Source organism: Holdemanella biformis DSM 3989, from assembly GCF_000156655.1.
GTDB lineage: Bacteria > Bacillota_I > Bacilli_A > Erysipelotrichales > Erysipelotrichaceae > Holdemanella > Holdemanella biformis.
The window spans coordinates 674123-692597 of sequence record NZ_DS996841.1; the positions used below are offsets into that span (position 1 = coordinate 674123).

General features: G+C 36.3%; 29 protein-coding genes and 1 riboswitch. Of the genes, 2 read left to right on the top strand and 27 right to left on the bottom strand.

Annotation, left to right across the window (positions count from 1 at the left end):
- Positions 1-129: 129 nt before the first annotated feature.
- The 27 genes from EUBIFOR_RS04855 to EUBIFOR_RS04985 all read right to left on the bottom strand — a co-directional run bounded on the left by EUBIFOR_RS04855 (position 130) and on the right by EUBIFOR_RS04985 (position 15676).
- Positions 130-780, bottom strand: a complete 651-nt coding sequence (locus tag EUBIFOR_RS04855; RefSeq protein WP_003864824.1) for an adenylate kinase — start codon at positions 778-780, stop codon at positions 130-132.
- Positions 781-799: 19 nt separating this feature from the next.
- Positions 800-2095 (bottom strand): preprotein translocase subunit SecY, encoded by a 1296-nt coding sequence (secY, locus tag EUBIFOR_RS04860; protein WP_003864825.1) that lies wholly within the window; start codon positions 2093-2095, stop codon positions 800-802.
- Between the two features lies 1 nt (position 2096).
- Positions 2097-2534, bottom strand: coding sequence for a 50S ribosomal protein L15 (gene rplO, locus EUBIFOR_RS04865; RefSeq protein ID WP_003864826.1), 438 nt, complete (start codon positions 2532-2534; stop codon positions 2097-2099).
- A 15-nt stretch (positions 2535-2549) separates the two neighbouring features.
- A complete protein-coding gene (rpsE, locus tag EUBIFOR_RS04870; protein WP_050755942.1) occupies positions 2550-3053 on the bottom strand; it encodes a 30S ribosomal protein S5 in 504 nt (167 codons plus the stop codon).
- 17 nt (positions 3054-3070) lie between these two features.
- A complete protein-coding gene (rplR, locus tag EUBIFOR_RS04875; protein WP_003864828.1) occupies positions 3071-3427 on the bottom strand; it encodes a 50S ribosomal protein L18 in 357 nt (118 codons plus the stop codon).
- Between the two features lie 21 nt (positions 3428-3448).
- Positions 3449-3994 (bottom strand): 50S ribosomal protein L6, encoded by a 546-nt coding sequence (gene rplF, locus EUBIFOR_RS04880; protein ID WP_003864829.1) that lies wholly within the window; start codon positions 3992-3994, stop codon positions 3449-3451.
- 25 nt (positions 3995-4019) lie between these two features.
- A complete protein-coding gene (rpsH, locus tag EUBIFOR_RS04885) occupies positions 4020-4415 on the bottom strand; it encodes a 30S ribosomal protein S8 (protein WP_003864830.1) in 396 nt (131 codons plus the stop codon).
- Between the two features lie 15 nt (positions 4416-4430).
- Positions 4431-4616, bottom strand: coding sequence for a type Z 30S ribosomal protein S14 (locus tag EUBIFOR_RS04890; RefSeq protein WP_003864831.1), 186 nt, complete (start codon positions 4614-4616; stop codon positions 4431-4433).
- Between the two features lie 13 nt (positions 4617-4629).
- Entirely contained in the window at positions 4630-5169 is a 540-nt protein-coding gene (gene rplE / locus EUBIFOR_RS04895; protein WP_003864832.1) for a 50S ribosomal protein L5, read from the bottom strand.
- An 11-nt stretch (positions 5170-5180) separates the two neighbouring features.
- Entirely contained in the window at positions 5181-5501 is a 321-nt protein-coding gene (gene rplX / locus EUBIFOR_RS04900; RefSeq protein WP_003864833.1) for a 50S ribosomal protein L24, read from the bottom strand.
- Positions 5502-5514: 13 nt separating this feature from the next.
- A complete protein-coding gene (gene rplN, locus EUBIFOR_RS04905) occupies positions 5515-5883 on the bottom strand; it encodes a 50S ribosomal protein L14 (protein ID WP_003864834.1) in 369 nt (122 codons plus the stop codon).
- 18 nt (positions 5884-5901) lie between these two features.
- Positions 5902-6159, bottom strand: a complete 258-nt coding sequence (gene rpsQ / locus EUBIFOR_RS04910; RefSeq protein ID WP_003864835.1) for a 30S ribosomal protein S17 — start codon at positions 6157-6159, stop codon at positions 5902-5904.
- A gap of 14 nt (positions 6160-6173) precedes the next feature.
- Positions 6174-6374 carry a 50S ribosomal protein L29 gene (gene rpmC, locus EUBIFOR_RS04915; RefSeq protein ID WP_003864836.1) on the bottom strand — a complete coding sequence of 67 codons (201 nt, stop codon included), beginning with the start codon at positions 6372-6374 and terminating at the stop codon, positions 6174-6176.
- Positions 6374-6790 carry a 50S ribosomal protein L16 gene (gene rplP, locus EUBIFOR_RS04920; RefSeq protein ID WP_003864837.1) on the bottom strand — a complete coding sequence of 139 codons (417 nt, stop codon included), beginning with the start codon at positions 6788-6790 and terminating at the stop codon, positions 6374-6376. The genes rpmC and rplP overlap by 1 nt, the downstream gene beginning before the upstream one ends.
- On the bottom strand, positions 6790-7602 hold the full coding sequence (gene rpsC, locus EUBIFOR_RS04925; RefSeq protein WP_003864838.1) for a 30S ribosomal protein S3: 813 nt from the start codon (positions 7600-7602) through the stop codon (positions 6790-6792). Before rpsC ends, rplP begins: the two co-directional genes overlap by 1 nt.
- 10 nt (positions 7603-7612) lie before the next feature.
- Positions 7613-7948 (bottom strand): 50S ribosomal protein L22, encoded by a 336-nt coding sequence (gene rplV / locus EUBIFOR_RS04930; RefSeq protein ID WP_003864839.1) that lies wholly within the window; start codon positions 7946-7948, stop codon positions 7613-7615.
- Between the two features lie 14 nt (positions 7949-7962).
- Entirely contained in the window at positions 7963-8238 is a 276-nt protein-coding gene (gene rpsS / locus EUBIFOR_RS04935; RefSeq protein ID WP_003864840.1) for a 30S ribosomal protein S19, read from the bottom strand.
- 18 nt (positions 8239-8256) lie between these two features.
- A complete protein-coding gene (rplB, locus tag EUBIFOR_RS04940) occupies positions 8257-9090 on the bottom strand; it encodes a 50S ribosomal protein L2 (protein WP_003864841.1) in 834 nt (277 codons plus the stop codon).
- Between the two features lie 58 nt (positions 9091-9148).
- Positions 9149-9442 carry a 50S ribosomal protein L23 gene (gene rplW, locus EUBIFOR_RS04945; RefSeq protein WP_003864842.1) on the bottom strand — a complete coding sequence of 98 codons (294 nt, stop codon included), beginning with the start codon at positions 9440-9442 and terminating at the stop codon, positions 9149-9151.
- Complete coding sequence (gene rplD / locus EUBIFOR_RS04950; RefSeq protein ID WP_003864843.1) at positions 9442-10071, bottom strand: 50S ribosomal protein L4; 630 nt, start codon at positions 10069-10071, stop codon at positions 9442-9444. The genes rplW and rplD overlap by 1 nt, the downstream gene beginning before the upstream one ends.
- Positions 10071-10763 (bottom strand): 50S ribosomal protein L3, encoded by a 693-nt coding sequence (gene rplC, locus EUBIFOR_RS04955; protein WP_040466218.1) that lies wholly within the window; start codon positions 10761-10763, stop codon positions 10071-10073. The genes rplD and rplC overlap by 1 nt, the downstream gene beginning before the upstream one ends.
- Positions 10764-10777: 14 nt before the next feature.
- Positions 10778-11089, bottom strand: a complete 312-nt coding sequence (gene rpsJ, locus EUBIFOR_RS04960) for a 30S ribosomal protein S10 (protein WP_003864845.1) — start codon at positions 11087-11089, stop codon at positions 10778-10780.
- Positions 11090-11422: 333 nt separating this feature from the next.
- Entirely contained in the window at positions 11423-12286 is an 864-nt protein-coding gene (gene pepI / locus EUBIFOR_RS04965; RefSeq protein ID WP_003864846.1) for a proline iminopeptidase, read from the bottom strand.
- A gap of 5 nt (positions 12287-12291) precedes the next feature.
- Positions 12292-12726, bottom strand: a complete 435-nt coding sequence (locus tag EUBIFOR_RS04970; protein WP_003864847.1) for a hypothetical protein — start codon at positions 12724-12726, stop codon at positions 12292-12294.
- A gap of 1 nt (position 12727) precedes the next feature.
- Positions 12728-13516, bottom strand: coding sequence for a glycoside hydrolase family 25 protein (locus tag EUBIFOR_RS04975; RefSeq protein WP_003864848.1), 789 nt, complete (start codon positions 13514-13516; stop codon positions 12728-12730).
- Complete coding sequence (locus tag EUBIFOR_RS04980; protein ID WP_003864849.1) at positions 13513-14400, bottom strand: Gfo/Idh/MocA family protein; 888 nt, start codon at positions 14398-14400, stop codon at positions 13513-13515. The genes EUBIFOR_RS04975 and EUBIFOR_RS04980 overlap by 4 nt, the downstream gene beginning before the upstream one ends.
- A 136-nt stretch (positions 14401-14536) precedes the next feature.
- Entirely contained in the window at positions 14537-15676 is a 1140-nt protein-coding gene (locus EUBIFOR_RS04985; RefSeq protein ID WP_003864850.1) for a GDSL-type esterase/lipase family protein, read from the bottom strand.
- A 137-nt stretch (positions 15677-15813) separates the two neighbouring features.
- On the opposite strand from EUBIFOR_RS04985, the gene EUBIFOR_RS04990 reads away from it, so the two are divergent.
- A complete protein-coding gene (locus EUBIFOR_RS04990; RefSeq protein ID WP_003864851.1) occupies positions 15814-16578 on the top strand; it encodes a class I SAM-dependent methyltransferase in 765 nt (254 codons plus the stop codon).
- 238 nt (positions 16579-16816) lie between these two features.
- A riboswitch (M-box (ykoK) riboswitch) is annotated at positions 16817-16983 on the top strand.
- A 120-nt stretch (positions 16984-17103) separates the two neighbouring features.
- The gene (mgtE, locus tag EUBIFOR_RS04995; protein ID WP_003864853.1) at positions 17104-18444 is read left to right on the top strand and encodes a magnesium transporter; all 1341 of its coding nucleotides are present in this window, start codon (positions 17104-17106) and stop codon (positions 18442-18444) included.
- The last annotated feature ends 31 nt before the right edge of the window (positions 18445-18475 follow it).

Sequence of the window (18475 nt, forward strand, 5' to 3'; positions counted from 1 at the left end):
CTTCCTCCTACGTAATGATTCACGTATTTTAATGGCCCTGCTAAAATGCGTATGTGTACATGCGGATTTTAACAGAAACGTGAATGTATAATCGCAAGCAAAGTTGCGCTTATATATTATAAGCGCAACTTACTTGTTTTTCAAGGCTTCTTTTAAATCTGGCCAAATTTCTTCCATAGATTTTGACGCATCGATTCTTGAAACCATATTTTTTTCTTCATAATATGCAATTACAGGTTCTGTATTCTTTGCATATTCATCTAAACGAACCTTTAAGCTTTCTTCATTGTCATCTTTACGTTGAGTTAATTCTCCACCGCAAACATCACAAACACCTTCAACTTTTGATGGTTTTGAATAGATGTTGTAGATTTCTCCACATTTTTTACAAGTACGACGACCTGTAATACGACGAGTTAATTCGTCAAATGGAACATCCATATAAACAATTTTTTCAACTGCCAAATCTGTTCCTTCAGTCATTTCTTCAAAAGCTTTTGCCTGAGCTAAAGTTCTTGGATATCCATCTAATAAATATCCATTCTTTTTATCTTCCAAAGTGTTTAAGTAATCCTTAACCATTTTGTTTGTGATTTCATCAGGGACTAACAATCCTTTTTCAGAATAAGCTTTTGCTTGTAGACCTAATTCTGTTCCTCCAGCAATATTTGCACGGAAGATATCTCCTGTTGAGATGTGGTTTAAGTTAAATTCTTCTTTAATTTTTGTAGAGAATGTACCTTTACCAGATCCAGGAGCACCCATAATAAATATATTCATATCTATTCTCCTGAAGATATTAGTCTTCGTAATATTTTTTGTAAGATTTTTGAGTAATCAATCCTTGAACTTGGCGTACAGTTTCAATAGCAACACCAACAACGATAATCATTCCTGTTCCACCTAAAGCCATTGAATTTGGAAGATCAGGCCATACAAGAGGCATGATATGTGGCATAACAGCAATAATTGCTAAAGCTACAGATCCAAGTACTGTAATTCTTGATAATACTCGATTGATATATTCTTTTGTTTCATTACCTGGACGAACACTTGGAATATATGAACCTGATTTACCTAAATTTTCAGCAACTTTTTCTGGATTGATTTGCATCTTTGTATAGAAGAATGTAAAGAATAAAATCAATAACACATAGATTACAAGTGAATACCAAGTTTTTAATCCCAACCATTTTTGCATTTCTTTAATGAAATCATTTGATGGGAAGAATGAAGCAATTTGAATAGGAGCCATCATCAATGAACTTGCAAAGATTACTGGAATAACACTTGCTGAATTGACTTTCAATGGCAAGTAGTTTGCTTCACTTGGTTTACTTAATGAAATTGAACTTGATGTATATTGAATTGGAATTCTTCTTTCAGCTGTATTAATTAGTGTAACAAATATAATAATTAATAAATAAACTAATATATATGCGGCAAATAACCAAGCTCCATAGGTTGGCGCAGACTCACCCGTAATTAAGCTTGACCAGGCACTAGAGAATTGTTGAGGCATACGCCCTACAATACCTGCCATAATCACCATTGAAATACCATTTCCAATACCTTTCATTGAAATTTGATCTCCAACCCACACTAAAAACATACTTCCTGCAGCAAAAATTGTTGCAATATATAAAATCTTACTGATTGTAACACCGCCGACAATCAATCCTGTATATGCTTTTGAAAAACCGTATACTAATGAAAATGATTGTACAAAGGCAAAAACGACCGCAAGATATCTAGTGTACTTGTCTAATGTTTTACGACCATTTGCTCCAGCTTTACTCAATTCAGTTAGGTGTGGAATTACATCCATACTTAATAATTGGATAATGATAGAAGCAGTAATATATGGAGTAACACCTAAAGCGAAGACAGAGAACTGTTCAAGTCCTCCACCTCCCAATAGATTTAACATTGCGAACAATGAGTTTTCTCCAATACCATTTACAAGATCTGCTGTATTTACATCAGGAACTGTAATGGCTGATCCCAAACGATAGACAAGAAAGGCAAATAGGGTGAATAGAATCCTATTGCGGATATCCTTATTCGTCCACATTGCCTTTATCTTGCCTGCCATATTATAGAACCTCTACTTTTCCGCCTGCTTTTTCGATAGCTTCTTTAGCTGACTTAGAGAATTTAACTGCTTCAACAGTTAATTTTTTAGTTAACTCACCGTTACCTAATACTTTAAGTCCAGAAAGTTCTTTATTGATAACACCAGCTTCAATTAAAGCAGCTGCATTAACTGTTGCTCCATCTTCGAAACGATTTAATGTTTCAACGTTAACAATAGCATACTCTTTACGGTTGAAGTTTGTGAATCCACGTTTTGGTAAACGTCTTGCTAATGGTGTTTGACCACCTTCAAAACCTAAGCGAACTCCTCCACCTGATCTTGATTTTTGACCTTTTTGTCCACGACCGCTTGTTTTTCCGTTTCCGCTTCCAGGTCCACGACCAACACGGTTACGTTCTGTGCGAGTTTCGGCTAAATTCATTGTATGTAATTTCATCTGATTTACCTCCTATTACCCGCGAATTTCTTCTGGCTTCTTACCACGAAGCGCAGCAACGCTTTCTACAGTTCTTAAGTTCTGTAATCCATCAACTGTTGCACGAACAACGTTGATTTTTGTACGTGATCCTAAACATTTAGTTAAGATATCAGAGATACCTGCAAGTTCAAGGATTGCACGAGTTGCACCACCAGCGATAACACCAGTACCTTCGATAGCTGGACGCATGTATACAGATCCTGCACCATATCTACCAGTGATTTCGTGAGGGATTGTTGTACCGATAACTGGTACTGTGAAGATGTTTTTCTTAGCATCTTCAACCGCTTTTTTGATTGCATCAGGAACTTCGTTAGCTTTTCCTGTACCAACACCTACACGGCCTTTACGATCTCCAACTACAACTAATGCAGCAAAACGGAAACGACGTCCACCTTTAACTACTTTAGTTACACGGTTGATTGAGATTACTTGTTCTTCAAATTCTTTTTGGTCTCTTCTTGGTTTTCTATCCATTGCCATTGTGCGACCTCCTAAAATTCCAAGCCAGCTTCACGAGCTGCTTCTGCTAAAGCTTGTACACGACCAGCGTAAACATATCCACCACGGTCAAATACAACCTCTTTAATATTCTTTTCTAGTGCACGCTTAGCAATTTCAGTTCCTACCAAACGAGCTGCTTCCACGTTTCCACCATTTTCTAATTTCATGTCAACACTTGAAGCACTGACCAATGTGTTTTGGTTAACATCATCAATGATTTGTACATGGATGTGTGCGTTACTTCTGAATACGCATAAACGTGGGCATTCAGGAGTTCCGCTAATTTTTGTACGTACACGTTTGTGACGACGTACACGAGTTTCATTACGTGATACTTTAGTAAACATTTTTGATCTCCTTTCCCACTACTATTTCTTACCTGCTGTTTTACCTTCCTTACGACGGATGTTTTCACCAACATAGCGAATACCTTTTCCTTTGTAAGGTTCTGGTTTACGAACAGCACGAACATTTGCTGCAAATTCTCCAACTTCTTGTTTATCGATACCTGCAACTTTGATAGTTGTAGCAGTTGGACAAGTTACTTCTAAGCCTTCTTTAACTGGCATCTCAACTTGGTGAGAATATCCAACGTTTAAAGTTAATACGTTTCCTTTCATTGCAGTACGGAATCCGATACCAACTAATTCTAAGTCTTTAGTGAATCCTTCAGATACACCAACTACCATGTTGTGTAACAATGCACGAGTTGTTCCGTGTAATTGTTTTGTGTGTTTATCGTCATTTGGACGTTTTACAGTGACAACATTTTCTTCTACGTGGATTTCCATCAAAGAAGAGAATGTACGTGTTAAAGAACCCTTAGGTCCTTTAACAGTCACCTCATTCCCAGCAGCTACTTCAACAGTAACGCCTGCAGGAACGGTAATCAGTTTATTCCCGATACGTGACATTACGTTTTATCCTCCTATATATTTATTACCAAACGTAAGCAATAACTTCTCCACCTAAGTGGTTTTTTCTTGCTTCTTTGTCAGTCATCATTCCATTGCTTGTTGAAATGATTGCGATTCCTAATCCGTTCAATACGCTAGGTAAGTTTTCTACTTTAGCGTAAACACGAAGACCAGGTTTAGAAATACGACGTAATCCGCTGATTACTTTTTCATTGTTAGGTCCGTATTTCAATTCAATGTTTAAAGTTTTCTTAACATCACCTTCAATGTTGAAGTCAGTGATGAAACCTTCATTTTTCAAAATTTGAGCAATTGCTTTCTTTTCATTGCTCGCTGGCATACTGACAGAGGCATGCTTTTGTTGCAAAGCATTGCGGATTCTAGTCAGCATATCCGCAATAGGATCAGTCATAATCATATGCAATATACCTCCTTACCAACTAGCCTTTTTAACTCCAGGAATTTGACCTTTGTAAGCCAATTCACGGAAGCAAATACGACATAATTTGTATTTTCTTAATACAGAGTGTGGACGACCACAACGTTCACAACGAGTGTACTCACGAACTTTAAATTTTTGAGGACGCTGTTGTTTGTTAATCATTGATTTCTTTGCCATTTAAAAGCTCCTCCTACTTTTTGAAAGGCATACCCATTTGAGTTAATAATGCCTTTGCTTCTTCGTTTGTTTTCGCTGATGTAACGATTACGATGTCCATACCACGAGTACGGTCTACTTTATCGAAATCAATTTCAGGGAAAATGATTTGTTCTTTAATACCTAATGTATAGTTTCCACGACCATCAAAGCTAGTATCGCTAACTCCACGGAAGTCACGTACACGAGGCAATGAAATGTTGAATAACTTATCTAAGAATTCATACATTTTTTCTTTACGTAAAGTAACTTTACATCCAATTGGCATACCTTCACGCAATTTGAAGTTCGCAATTGATTTTTTAGCTTTTGTTACAACTGGAGCTTGACCAGTGATAGCTGTCAATTCTTCTACAGCTTCATCTAATAATTTTGCATTAGTGATGGCATCCCCTACACCAATGTTGATTACTACTTTTTCAACGTGAGGTACTTCCATGACAGATTTGTATTCGAAATCTTTCATCATTTGAGGGACAACTACGTTTTTATATTTTTCTTGTAAACGATTCATCTTCTACCCTCCTACTTCACTTCGTTACCGCTCTTTTTAAAGATACGTGTTTTAACTTTTTTACCATCTACAACTTCAACTTTTGTTGTAATACGGCTTGCAACTTTTGCTTTTTCATCGTAAAGCATTACATTTGAAACGTGAATTTTAGCTTCTTTTTCAACGATTCCACCTTCAGGATTAGCTTGAGTTGGCTTCAAGTGTTTTTTAACCATGTTAACACCTTCAACGATAACTCTATCTTCCTTAGGGAATACAGCTTTTACTTCACCGATTGTGCCTTTGTAAGCACCTGTAATAACTTTTACTTTATCACCTTTTTTAATGTTCACTTAGACACACCTCCTATAATACTTCTGGCGCAAGAGAAACGATCTTCATGAAGTCTTTATCACGTAATTCACGTGCAACTGGACCGAAGATACGAGTTCCTTTTGGCGTCTTATCATCTTTGATGATTACACAAGCGTTATCATCGAACTTGATGTAAGTTCCGTTTTCACGACGAACACCACGACGTGTACGTACGATTACGGCTTTAACTACATCACCTTTTTTTACGGATCCACCAGGAGTAGCCTGTTTAACAGCACATACAACGACATCACCGATGTTTGCAAATTTTCTAACGCTACCACCTAAACAACGGATAACTAAAACTTCTTTAGCTCCAGTGTTGTCAGCAACGCGCATACGACTTTCGTTTTGAATCATTGCTTTCTCCTCCTAGTATTAACCACGAGCCTTTTCAACGATTTCTACTAAACGGAAACGTTTTGTAGCTGATAATGGACGAGTTTCCATAATTACTACTGTATCTCCGATACGAGCTTCGTTGTTTTCATCGTGAGCTTTAAATTTCTTAGAATATTTAACACGTTTACCATATAATGGGTGTGTTTTTTTAGTTTCTACCATAACTGTGATAGTTTTGTCCATTTTATCAGACACAACTGTACCACGGTATACTTTACGAGCGTTTCTTTCCATTAGATACGTCCTCCCTACTCTTGACCAGCGTTTTCACGCTCTGTCAATACAGTTTTAATACGAGCAATTGTCTTCTTAACAGTTTTTAAACGAGCTGTATTTTCTAACTGTCCTGTGGCTTGCTGGAAACGAAGGTTAAAAAGTTCATCTTTAAGCGTATCGATTTCCTGAAGAAGCTCTTCATTTGTTTTTTCGCGGATTTCTTTAGCTAACATTACTTCACTTCTCCTTTTCTAGCAAAACGAGTTTTAACTGGTAATTTGTGAGCAGCAAGACGTAAAGCTTCACGAGCTACTTCTTCACTTACTCCACCAACTTCGAACATTACACGTCCTGGTTGAACTACGGCTACCCATCCTTCAGGAGCACCTTTACCAGAACCCATACGAACCTCTAGAGGTTTTTTAGTACGTGCCATGTGAGGGAAAATACGAATCCAAACATTTCCTCCACGTTTCATATAACGTGTCATAGCAATACGGGCTGCTTCAATTTGACGGTTGCTTACATAGTTACCTGATTCTGCAACCAATCCATATTCACCAAAGTCAATTGTACGACCTGCTTTTGAACGACCTTCGTAGCTCAAACGGTGAGGACGACGATACTTTGTACGTTTAGGCATTAACATTATTCGTTACCTCCTTTTTCTGCAGGTGCTGCAGTTTTAGCAGCATCTTTAGGGGCACGGTTTGAACGAGCATCTGGACGACGACGTCCTTTTCCTTTACGCATTGGGCGTTGTTTTGGAGCTTCTGGTTCTTTAACCATTTCACCAGGTAATACTTCACCACGGCAGATCCAAACTTTTACACCTAAACGACCATATTGAGTCGCTGCTTCTTCCCAAGCATAGTCAATATCACTACGAAGTGTATGTAAAGGAACAACTCCTTCTGAATATCCTTCAGTACGTGCCATATCAGCTCCACCAAGACGTCCAGATACTGCAGTTTTGATACCTTTAGCACCAGCACGCATAGTGTTTTGAATAGCTTTTTTCTGAGTTGCACGGAAAGATTTACGTCCTTCCAATTCATTTGCAATCCAACGAGCTACTAAACGAGCATCTAAGTTAGGATTAGCAACTTCTACAACGTTAATTTGAACGTTCTTTGCAGAAGCAATTTTAGCTACTTTCTTTTTCAATCCTTCGATTGATTTTCCATCTTGACCGATTACTACACCAGGGTGAGCAGTACGGATGATAACTGTCATACGACCCTTAGTACGTTCGATTTCGATACGAGAGATTTGAGGGTCTGCCTTACGTTTGTCGACAGCTTCGTTTGATAATTTAGCGTAGTATGCTTCAACCAATTCACGAATCTTAACATCTTCCATTAATAATGTTCCGAATTCTTTATCGTCAGCGTACCATCTTGATTGCCAGTCACGAATGACTCCGACACGCATTCCAATTGGACTTACTTTCTGTCCCATAGCTTACCTCCTACTCTTTTTCAGCCACTACAACTGTAATGTGGCTTGTACGTTTGTGAATAGCACTCGCACTACCTTTAGCACGAGGCATGAAGCGTTTCATTGTGATTCCTTCATCAGCCCAGCAAGCCTTCACATATAACTTGCTTTCATCTAAATCGTTATTGTTAACTGCGTTAGCAACAGCTGAGTGTAATACTTTACCAACAAGGTATCCACCTTTGTTAGGTAAGAATTTCAAAATAGCAGCTGCTTCTTCTACGTCTTTTCCACGGATCAAGTCTAAGACTAGTCTTGCTTTACGAGGTTGAATACGTAGAGTTTTTGCGGTAGCTTTTACTTCCATTTCTTCTCCTCCTACTATCTAGATTTCTTATCATCTGATCCATGACCAGTGTATTTACGTGTTGGAACGAATTCACCTAATTTGTGTCCAACCATGTCTTCTGTTACATAAACAGGAACATGTTCCTTACCGTTATAAACGGCAAATGTGTGTTCAACAAATTGAGGGAAGATTGTAGAACGACGGCTCCAAGTTTTAATAACTTCTTTTTTTCCGGCTTCATTTAATGCAACAACCTTTTTCATCAAATGGTCATCACAGAAAGGTCCTTTTTTCAAACTACGACTCATTGTATCTTACCTCCTTGCCTACTTACCATTACGACGACGTACAATTAATTTTGTACTAGCCTTCTTATTACGACGAGTTTTAACACCCAATGCTTTTTTACCCCAAGGAGTCATTGGTGATTTACGTCCGATAGGTGTACGTCCTTCACCACCACCATGAGGGTGATCATTAGGGTTCATTACAGAACCACGAACAGTTGGGCGAATACCTCTCCAACGGTTACGACCTGCTTTACCATAGTTAACTAAGCTGTAATCTTCATTACCAACTGTACCTACAGTAGCACGGCAGTTAGCCAATACTTTACGAACTTCACCAGAAGATAAACGTAAAGTTACATATTTTTCTTCAATACCTAAGATCTGAGCTGAACATCCAGCACTACGAGCCATCTGTCCACCTTTACCAGGTTTTAATTCAACGTTGTGAATAAATGTACCTTCAGGCATGTTTCTCATTTCACAGCAGTTACCAATTTTGATATCTGTTTCTGTACCAGAGATAACTGTCATACCAACTTTCAAATCTTTTGGAGCGATGATATAACGTTTTTCACCATCAGCATAGTTTAACAATGCAATGTTTGCTGAACGGTTTGGATCGTATTCGATTGTAGCAACACGTGCAGGCACGTTGTCTTTGTTACGTTTGAAATCGATGATACGGTAAGTTCTTTTGTGTCCAGAACCTTGATGACGTGTTGTAATACGTCCTGTGTTGTTTCTTCCACCTTTAGATTTCAATGGTGCTAACAAACTTTTTTCTGGTTTAGATGTTGTGATTTCATCTTTAGCCAAAGTTGTCATTCCACGACGTCCAGGTGTCATTGGTTTATACTTCTTAATTGGCATAAACTTAATTTTCCTCCTTATCGCAATATTTATTCAGGAAATAGCGTCTTCTCCCTGATTATTCTTCAGAACCGAACAATTCGATTGTTTGTCCTTCTTTAATTTTTACAATAGCTTTGTGTACAGCGCTTGTTTTTCCAACATAACGACCTACACGTTTTGTTTTTGGTTTGCAGTTCATTGTATTTACTTTTACAACTTCTACATTGAATGCAGCTTCAACGGCTTTAGCAATTTCAATTTTGCTAACACCTTTAACTACTTCAAAAGTTACTTTGTTATCTTCAGCCATCATCTTCATAGTTGCTTCAGTGATGATTGGGCGGATAATTACGTCTCTGTAATCTTTCATTATGCCAATGCCTCCTCAACTTGTTTTACGGCAGCGCTTGTCATAACAACTTTGTTTGCATTTACTAAATCATAAGTATTGATTGCAGAAGCAGCCATTACTGTAGCTCCAGCAATGTTACGTGCTGATAAGTAAACGTTTGTTGCTTCTTCGCTATCAGCAACAACAAACAATGTTTTCTTTGGCGCTTGGATAGCTTCAATAATTGAAACAAATGTTTTTGTTTTTGGTTCAGCAATTTCAAATTTATCCAAAACGCTGAATGCTGTTTCTTGAACTTTTTCGCTCAATGCAGATTTAACTGCTAAACGGCGAACTTTTTTATTAATGCGGTATGCATAGTTACGTGGAGTAGCTCCAAATACTGTTCCACCACCTCTAAATTGAGTAGCACGGATAGAACCTTGACGAGCACGTCCTGTACCTTTTTGACGGTAAGGCTTGCGTCCACCACCAGAAACTTCGCTACGACCTTTAGTGTCAGCAGTTCCTTGACGACGGCTAGCCATTTGCATTACCAATGCATCATACATAGCCTGTTGGTGTGGTTCAATTCCGAAAACAGCGTCGTTCAATTCGATTGAACCAACAACTGCACCAGTTTGGTTAATTACGTCGATAGTAGCCATTATTGAACCTCCTTATTTGCAGTATAGTCAACTAAAGTAACAGGTTCTTTATCTCCCTTGCTAGTTTTAGCAGTACGTACCATTACGCAACCTTTTCTAGGTCCAGGAACGTTACCTTTAATTAACATATAGTTGTTTTCTGTATCAACTTTAATAACTGTCAAGTTTTGATTTGTAGTAGTATATCCACCTTCTTGACCAGCCATGATAGTACCCTTCATAATACGTCCTTGACGTGAAGTAATACCGTTTGTAGCTAATGAACCGATGTGACGAATGTTCTTAGATCCACCGTGAGTCTTTGGACCTTGGTGAGCATTGTTACGAACGATTGTACCATTGTAACCTTTACCTTTACTTGTACCGATTACATCTACTGTTTCTCCTGCAGCAAAGATATCAACATTAACTAAATCGCCAACATTTACATCCATGTCACAATCGCGCACTTCCTTAATGAAACGCTTTGGACTTGTATTTGCTTTTTTACAGTGTCCGATGTTTGCTTTAGTTGTGCGTTTTTCTTTGATTTCTTCAAATCCTAATTGAACTGCGTTGTAACCATCTGTTTCAACTGTTTTCTTTTGTAAAACAACGTTAGGTGTTACTTCAACTACAGTTACTGGAATTAATACACCATCTTCAGTGAAGACTTGTGTCATTCCTAATTTTCTTCCTAATAGTCCTTTCATCATTGACACCTCCATTAAAGTTTAATTTCGATGTCGACACCGCTAGGAAGTTCAAGTCTTTGTAAAGAATCGATCGTTTCCTTGTTTGGTGCAACAATCTCAATCAAACGCTTGTGCGTACGAATTTCAAATTGTTCACGTGAATCTTTGTATTTGTGAACCGCACGAAGAATTGTTACTACCTGCTTTTCAGTAGGTAATGGAACGGGTCCTACAACCTTTTTAGCTCCGTGTTTTGTCGCAGCTTCGACAATTTTCTTTGCACTATCATCTAAGATTCTGTGCTCATACGCCTTTAAGCGAATTCTCATAGTATTTTTTGCCATGTTTAACTCCTTTCGTTTATTCTAGATAAACATGCTCCATGCGAATTACCTGGCCACACCCATGACAACGGTTCTCAGTGGGTCAGCAACCTCGCACTTCATCGCAAGCTCCTGTATTCTAACACATATATTTCATGTGTTCAACCCCTAAATTAAAAAAAATTAATATTTCTTTTAAAGCCTTTATTTATCGTGTTTAAACACTTTTTAATTTCCAAAAAAATGGATTTTAAAAAAATTATGTTGTGACAACTGATGTCAGTGGGTCGTAAATGCTGATTTTCACAATAAGATCATGCCTGTTTTTTTGAAATATGTAAAAAAGCATCTGCTTTATTCAACAGATGCTAACCAATCCTTCAAATTTTGACAATATGTATCATGATCATCCACAAAGCACATATGACGACATGCAGGCATTAAATGCCATTTTGAATTTTTAATGCCATCATACATCGTTTTAGCCACTAATGGCGTACATAAATCATTCGTTCCACTAATTATTAACGCTGGCACATCAATTTCATGTAAACGATCGGTATACTCAAAATCCTTTAAAGTACCTAATGGCGTATATTCATTAGGACCCCAACCAATCAAATAAGATCTTTGTCCTGCTTTCTTTTCTCTAGTGACACACTCTGGTGTATCTTTATCAAATGGACCTGCGCAATGAAGCTGCATATAATGCTCATTCGCCGCTTGATACGCTATAGAATCATAGTCCTCACTTAAAATAGCTTGCCGCTCATCATCCGACATAAACCCAATCATACGATGTCGTTCTTTTGCCCATAATGAAGCTGAGGACAATGTACTTGAAAGAATCAAAGATTTAAGTTTGGCATTTTTCTTTTCAATCGCATACGCAATCGCTAACATACCACCCCAAGACTGTCCAAGCAAATGACATGATTCAATATTTAAATATTCCATCAACGCAACAAGCTCTTCCATCCAAGTTTCCTGGTTCCATAATTCATCATGACCTTCCACATATGATTTACCACATCCTATTTGATCATACATAATTACTTTTCTTCCTGTCTTGGCAATACAATCCAATACTTCAAAATAATTATGTGTTGATCCTGGACCTCCATGTAAACAAATCAATGGAGTCTTATCTCCACCATCCACAATTCGATAATATGTTTTAAACCCTTTAAAAGGCATATATCCATCAATTATTTTCATTCAAATCACCATTCACTTATTCCATCATTATATTTGCTGCAACAATCTATCCAATATTCCTTATCAACACGAATTGTATCCATGAATTCTTCATAGTCTTCTTTTGATAATCGATTCGATTCATACATAAATCGATAAAACTTTTTAAGACTAGCAATTGTTGACTTAACTGTATCCGGTGTACTCCACATACACTTACGTATGAAAAAGTATCCAAAGAAATCACTTAAGTATTCATCCTTACAACCATTTTCCATTGTCAAAGCATTTTCTCTTAACAAATATGTGTTTAAATAGAAATCTACATTCTCATAGTGACGCTTTATCGTTTTATCAACAAATCCCTTTTTTGAAAGTTCATCTACAAACTCTTCAATATACTTTGCGTTAATTTCACGAATTTCATCGCATTGCTTTTCGAATTTCTCAAAATCTATCATATCATTTCTTTTGTAGATATATATTTATATCTACATCTCCTTCTACCCCATTCACTTGGCCAATATTTGAATATTGCCACATTTCAAACTTATCCTCCATTGGGCAATCTGAAGAATAAGACGCTAACCATATTGGATACTCGGATATCTTTTCAAAATCGTAATTTTGATAAAGCCAAGTCATATTCCCATAAATCATAGGATCATATCCAGCCTTTTTGATTTTACCACAAAATCGAAGTGCCAAATTTGTTCGCTGCTCTTGTGTCAGATTATCTATTCTTCCACCTTTTTCAAATTCTTCCATATCAAAGACAATGGGCATATCAATTTTATAATTTCGAATCTCATTTAATACCATATTCACTTCTTCATCAATTTCATCTTCTGTAATAGCACTCGAGAAAAAATAGGCTCCAACTTTGATTTTATTCTGAATTGCCGCTTGCATATTCGTATTAAAATATGCATCTTCATGTAAGATTCCTTCTTGAGCACCACGATAGCCAACTCTGATCATCGCAAAATCAATTCCATCCTGTTTTACAGAATACCAGTCAATATACTGATTATGGCTTGAAACATCAATTCCTGTTAAAGACTTATAAGAAGAATCTTTATAGGTCATCCAACCATTTTCCATAGAAAATAAATCTAAATCGTAATAACTTTTTTCTTCTATTATCTCATCTTGTCGAAAAAATGTTCGAATACAATATACACTAGCTGTCACCACAAGAATTAAGACAACAAAAAGAGTTAAAATTCTACCTATTTTTAGTTTTCTCATACGCCAATAACCTTTAAAATCTCTAAGCTTGCATTTCTAGACATAACAGGACTTTCTATCATTCTACTCTCTATACAAGTACACGCATGTTCGATTTCACCAGTAAAATCCGATTTTTGTTCTACCACAATCTTTTTATCATTCATTACAAGTTCTGTGTTCTTCCAAAAATTCTTACAAGTAACACTACCCTTTGTACCATATATATGAGCTGTATTTTCCATATCTACATCCCAGCTTGTTGCGATATGTGCCACACACCCGTTTTCATATTCGATCAAAGCCTCATCTTGAAATCGAGATACTTTCAATATTGAGCTATTCGCCATCCGATTTGCATAACAAATAGGATAAACCCCAATATCAAACATACATCCAGATCCTGGCTTATTAAAATGCCAACCTGAAATGGTTTCTGTTAATCTTGTCGCATATTGTGCATCTATTGATTTAACTTGTCCAATCTGTTTATTTGAGATGACTTCGAATAGTTTTTGATTCAATGGCGTAAATACCGTTTTATGAGCTTCCATCAAAAAACAATTTTGTTTCTTTGCGTAATCAAAACATGCATTTAATTCTTTTGATGATACGCACATTGGTTTTTCACACACTACATGCTTATGATTATTTAAAGCCATTTGAATATGTTTCGCATGCAAATAATTCGGTGTACAAATATATACCATATCCAAATTTGCATCCTGTAACATCTCTTCATAGCTATCGTAAGCCTTTCTTGCCCCATACTCTTCTTTAAAAGCATTTGCCTTTTCTAAGTTTGAAGAACACACGGCATATAAATCTGCATTATTAGCATATAAAATTCCTTGAATCACACGATAACTAATTTTTCCAAGTCCATAGACTCCTATTCGAATCATTTTTCATTCACCCTCTTTAAGATTACTTTAAGCTATATTGCTTATTCTATATATAGAAATAAGCAGTCAACCTCTTTTGCTCACTATACTTATCTCTTCTGCCTATTTCTTTCATATATGACAAATGTCCATGGAACTATTCCATGGACATCTTATTGTATGCAGTTTTTGCCATTTGCGCATATCCTTCATCACTTGGATGTAAATGATCTCCACTATCAAATGCATCTTGCATTTTATGTCCATCGCAAATATCTTTATCAAAATCAATTACGCCATCAATTTCATCCGTTGTACGAATCCATTCATTGACTTCATTACGCAAGTTCTCTCTAAAATATGCATATGTACGCCATCCTTCAATCGGAATCAAAGTACCAATATAGACTTTCATTCCTAATGATTTCGCGTGCTTTACATATTTTCTTAAGCCCTCAATCAATTCTTGACTTGACGGAAGATCTTGCCATGGTCTAAATTCATTCTTTTCAACACCGACTGGATGAATAATATCGTTGATTCCTTGCAAAATAATTAAAGTATCACTTCCAGCCACATGCATTTCGTGTCCAAAGCGATAATCACCTTTTAATCCATAAGCTTCATATTGAACACAAGAATACTGCCTTAAAATACGTGTTCCACTAACGGCTTTTCGAACTACAGACACTTTTTTATTATTTTCCCACATGAGCTTCTGTAAATAATCCGGCCAATCCTGTGAAGTAATAGAATCGCCATAACATGTGATAACTTGGTTTTTGGCATCGGTAAGTACCGCAACTTCACTTAAGAAAAATACCCAAGGTGTTTTCATACTTGAAGCATGATCCATAATGCCTGCATGAGAAAAATCGCCTTCCCCAAAGTAGCCTGTGCTTAATGGTCCTTGTGTATAGACTCCACAACGTAAATGCGTAAATTCTTTTAGGTAAAAACTTATCGCAATGGTTTCTTGTTCATGCACCTTAAAATCCAATGGATCACTATAACATTGTTCTCCCACATCAAGATGAAGTCCTTTTGAACCATTAAAAGTAATATCAACGATGGATGTTGGATCTAAATCACGTCCACTAATAACTCTTCCAATTGTGACTGAATCAAAGACCACACCTTCTTTACCTGTAAAGTTATCCAAACAAATACGTACTTTATCCCCTTTGAATGTCGATTTCATAGGATAACGCAACGTAATATTTTTAGCATATTGACTAGGTTTATGCGTTACAATTGACATTGCCTGTCCATATATCGCTTTAAATTCTTTTTCCATAGTTGACCTCCAAATTATTTATTATCTATTTCTACATTCATAAAACATATGTTTTTATCCACAAATAATCATACATGAAACGTTGCAAAAATCCAAACATATACCTTATTATATTAAAGAAGTTGAGGAAATAATGCATGAGTAAATTAGAAAATTATTACGGTAAATTTTGTGAAGATAAAAGGCTCTTATCAAGACATGGCCAAGTTGAATATACAACAAGCATGAAATATATCCATAAATATCTAAAGTCTGAAGATCGCATACTCGATATTGGAGCCGGAACTGGCAGATATAGTGTTGCCTTAAGCAACGAAGGATATCAAGTCGATGCGATTGAACTTGTTAAATATAATCTTGGTGTTTTAAAGGCTAAAAAAAGCAATGTGAAGGCCTATCAAGGCACTGCTTTAGATTTATCAAGATATCAAGATAACACTTTTGACGTCACCCTACTATTTGGACCTATGTACCACTTATTTAGTTATGAAGATAAATTAAAAGCATTATCCGAAGCTAAACGTGTTACAAAAAAAGATGGAATTATATTTGTGGCTTACGTTATGAATGAATATAGCGTTCTAATTCACGGCTTTAGAGATGGGCATATTAAAGAATCATTAGAAGCCAAAAAACTAGATGAAACATTTCAAACTCAAACAAATATTGATGATTTATACAGTTACATTCGTCTAGATACAATTAATCAATTAAATGAAGATGTAGGTTTAGAACGAATCCAAATTATTGCAGCCGATGGCCCAAGTGATTATATGCGTCCTATCTTAAACAAGATGGATGATGAAACATTTGAATTATTCATCAAATATCATCTTGCGACATGTGAAAGGCAAGAACTAATTGGTGCTAGCTCACATACAATAGATATACTAAAAAAATAATGTCACTTTTGTGGCATTATTTTCATATTATATATTCCAATGTTAAAACTACGAAACAGCATGCAAACGATACTTGAAATAAGCTTTTATCTTTCCATGCCAAAACAATTCCAACTATTAGCGCTGCAAACCCTGCTAACTGAGAATTAGTTTCATATAATATAGTTAAATTTAACATAGTTTTTATACTGTTAAGGTTGACTCACTTACTAATTTATATTATTCTTTTCACGTACATAAAGATATACGGTAGGTGAGGTTACCGCAGGGATTTGGATTTCCTAAGATTACTGCCGCAAAGTTGTGGAGACACGACTCGTTGGTCAGCAGGCAAAGTCGCAAAGGCTTGGCTTAATGTAATTTATATGCCCTGTGATACTAAAGCTTGAACGGTGATACTAGATTAATAACGTCATTGTTTAAGCAATGGCGTTTTCTTTTGTTGATAAGGAGGTGAGGCTTGTATGTGTACGGATCCGGATGGGAATAGTTTGAATTATAACAAGAAAGCAGAGGTACATAATCATGATGAACAAAGAAGAATTCATTCAATTACTACAAGACAAAAAATACAAAACTGCACAAAATATACTTTCCGAAATGAACGATATGGATACAGCTGCCTTTTTAGAAGAATTAGATGCGAAAGAATGTGCTTTGGCATTTCGCTTAATTTCTAAAGAAAAAGCTGCCGATGTATTCTCATGCATGAATTCAAAAATGCAGACATTTTTGGTAGACATGTTTTCGGAAACTGAATTAAAAGAATTATTAGACGATTTATATATGGATGATACGGTCGATATGTTAGAGGATCTACCCGCCAACTTAGTTACGCGTATTTTAAAAAACTTGGATTCAACAAAAAGATCAACAATTAATAAGCTTTTAAAATATCCGGAAGACAGTGCTGGATCCATCATGACAACTGAATATGTCACATTAAAAAAGACAATGACAGTAAAACAGGCCATGAACCATATTAAAGAAATTGGTATCCATAAGGAAACTATCTATACTTGTTATGTCACTGAAAATAAAAGATTGATGGGTATTGTCACTGCCAAAAGTTTAATGACAAGTGATGATAATGAAAACATCACAAATTTGATGAACACAAATATCATTTCTGTGCATACGCATACAGATCAAGAACAAGTAGCTCACTTATTTAGAAAATATGATTTAATTGCGATGCCCGTACTTGATAGTGATGGATGTCTTGTTGGTATTGTTACATTTGATGATGCCATGGACGTAATGGTTGATGAAACTAACGAAGATATTTCGCGTATGGCTGCCATGGAGCCCAATGAAAAAACATATTTTGAAACTACGGTTTGGCAGCAGGCAAAGCACCGTATTTTATGGTTACTTGTTTTGATGTTTTCTGCAACAATCACAGGAAGTATTATTACTCGATATGAAAATGCCTTTAGTGCTGTACCATTACTTGTGTCCTTTATTCCCATGTTGATGGATACAGGTGGAAACTGTGGTTCTCAAAGTTCCACTTTGATTATTCGTGGTTTGGCTTTGGGGGAAATTCACTTTAAAGAAATTTTTAAAGTTATGTTTAAAGAATTTAGAATTTCATTAATTGTCGGATCTATTTTGGCTGCAGCCAATGGCTTGCGTATTTTCATTCAGTACCAAAACTTCAATATCGCAATCGTTGTTGCTCTTTCATTAATGGTTGTCGTTATTGTTGCCAAATTAATTGGTTGTATTCTTCCACTATTTGCGAATAAATTTGGTGTAGATCCTGCCATTATGGCAAGTCCATTGATTACTACAATCGTGGATACTTGCTCTATTCTAGTTTATTTCAATATTGCAGTACATGTTTTTAATATCGTAGTTTAAGAGGTGAGAAATCATCTCTTTTTTACTACAT

Bases quoted from the DNA above. Each gene is read 5' to 3' on its own strand.
- EUBIFOR_RS04855 (WP_003864824.1), bottom strand. From the start codon at position 780: ATGAATATATTTATTATGGGTGCTCCTGGATCTGGTAAAGGTACATTC.
- secY (WP_003864825.1), bottom strand. From the start codon at position 2,095: ATGGCAGGCAAGATAAAGGCAATGTGGACGAATAAGGATATCCGCAAT.
- rplO (WP_003864826.1), bottom strand. From the start codon at position 2,534: ATGAAATTACATACAATGAATTTAGCCGAAACTCGCACAGAACGTAAC.
- rpsE (WP_050755942.1), bottom strand. From the start codon at position 3,053: ATGGATAGAAAACCAAGAAGAGACCAAAAAGAATTTGAAGAACAAGTA.
- rplR (WP_003864828.1), bottom strand. From the start codon at position 3,427: ATGTTTACTAAAGTATCACGTAATGAAACTCGTGTACGTCGTCACAAA.
- rplF (WP_003864829.1), bottom strand. From the start codon at position 3,994: ATGTCACGTATCGGGAATAAACTGATTACCGTTCCTGCAGGCGTTACT.
- rpsH (WP_003864830.1), bottom strand. From the start codon at position 4,415: ATGATTATGACTGATCCTATTGCGGATATGCTGACTAGAATCCGCAAT.
- EUBIFOR_RS04890 (WP_003864831.1), bottom strand. From the start codon at position 4,616: ATGGCAAAGAAATCAATGATTAACAAACAACAGCGTCCTCAAAAATTT.
- rplE (WP_003864832.1), bottom strand. From the start codon at position 5,169: ATGAATCGTTTACAAGAAAAATATAAAAACGTAGTTGTCCCTCAAATG.
- rplN (WP_003864834.1), bottom strand. From the start codon at position 5,883: ATGATTCAAAACGAAAGTCGTATGCGCGTTGCTGACAACACTGGAGCT.
- rpsQ (WP_003864835.1), bottom strand. From the start codon at position 6,159: ATGGAAAGAAACGCTCGTAAAGTATACCGTGGTACAGTTGTGTCTGAT.
- rpmC (WP_003864836.1), bottom strand. From the start codon at position 6,374: ATGTTAGCTAAAGAAATCCGCGAAAAAACAAATGAAGAGCTTCTTCAG.
- rplP (WP_003864837.1), bottom strand. From the start codon at position 6,790: ATGTTAATGCCTAAACGTACAAAGTATCGTCGTCCTCACCGTTTGAGC.
- rpsC (WP_003864838.1), bottom strand. From the start codon at position 7,602: ATGGGACAGAAAGTAAGTCCAATTGGAATGCGTGTCGGAGTCATTCGT.
- rplV (WP_003864839.1), bottom strand. From the start codon at position 7,948: ATGGAAGTAAAAGCTACCGCAAAAACTCTACGTATTCAACCTCGTAAA.
- rpsS (WP_003864840.1), bottom strand. From the start codon at position 8,238: ATGAGTCGTAGTTTGAAAAAAGGACCTTTCTGTGATGACCATTTGATG.
- rplB (WP_003864841.1), bottom strand. From the start codon at position 9,090: ATGCCAATTAAGAAGTATAAACCAATGACACCTGGACGTCGTGGAATG.
- rplW (WP_003864842.1), bottom strand. From the start codon at position 9,442: ATGAAAGATTACAGAGACGTAATTATCCGCCCAATCATCACTGAAGCA.
- rplD (WP_003864843.1), bottom strand. From the start codon at position 10,071: ATGGCTACTATCGACGTAATTAACCAAACTGGTGCAGTTGTTGGTTCA.
- rplC (WP_040466218.1), bottom strand. From the start codon at position 10,763: ATGAAAGGACTATTAGGAAGAAAATTAGGAATGACACAAGTCTTCACT.
- rpsJ (WP_003864845.1), bottom strand. From the start codon at position 11,089: ATGGCAAAAAATACTATGAGAATTCGCTTAAAGGCGTATGAGCACAGA.
- pepI (WP_003864846.1), bottom strand. From the start codon at position 12,286: ATGAAAATAATTGATGGATATATGCCTTTTAAAGGGTTTAAAACATAT.
- EUBIFOR_RS04970 (WP_003864847.1), bottom strand. From the start codon at position 12,726: ATGATAGATTTTGAGAAATTCGAAAAGCAATGCGATGAAATTCGTGAA.
- EUBIFOR_RS04975 (WP_003864848.1), bottom strand. From the start codon at position 13,516: ATGAGAAAACTAAAAATAGGTAGAATTTTAACTCTTTTTGTTGTCTTA.
- EUBIFOR_RS04980 (WP_003864849.1), bottom strand. From the start codon at position 14,400: ATGATTCGAATAGGAGTCTATGGACTTGGAAAAATTAGTTATCGTGTG.
- EUBIFOR_RS04985 (WP_003864850.1), bottom strand. From the start codon at position 15,676: ATGGAAAAAGAATTTAAAGCGATATATGGACAGGCAATGTCAATTGTA.
- EUBIFOR_RS04990 (WP_003864851.1), top strand. From the start codon at position 15,814: ATGAGTAAATTAGAAAATTATTACGGTAAATTTTGTGAAGATAAAAGG.
- mgtE (WP_003864853.1), top strand. From the start codon at position 17,104: ATGATGAACAAAGAAGAATTCATTCAATTACTACAAGACAAAAAATAC.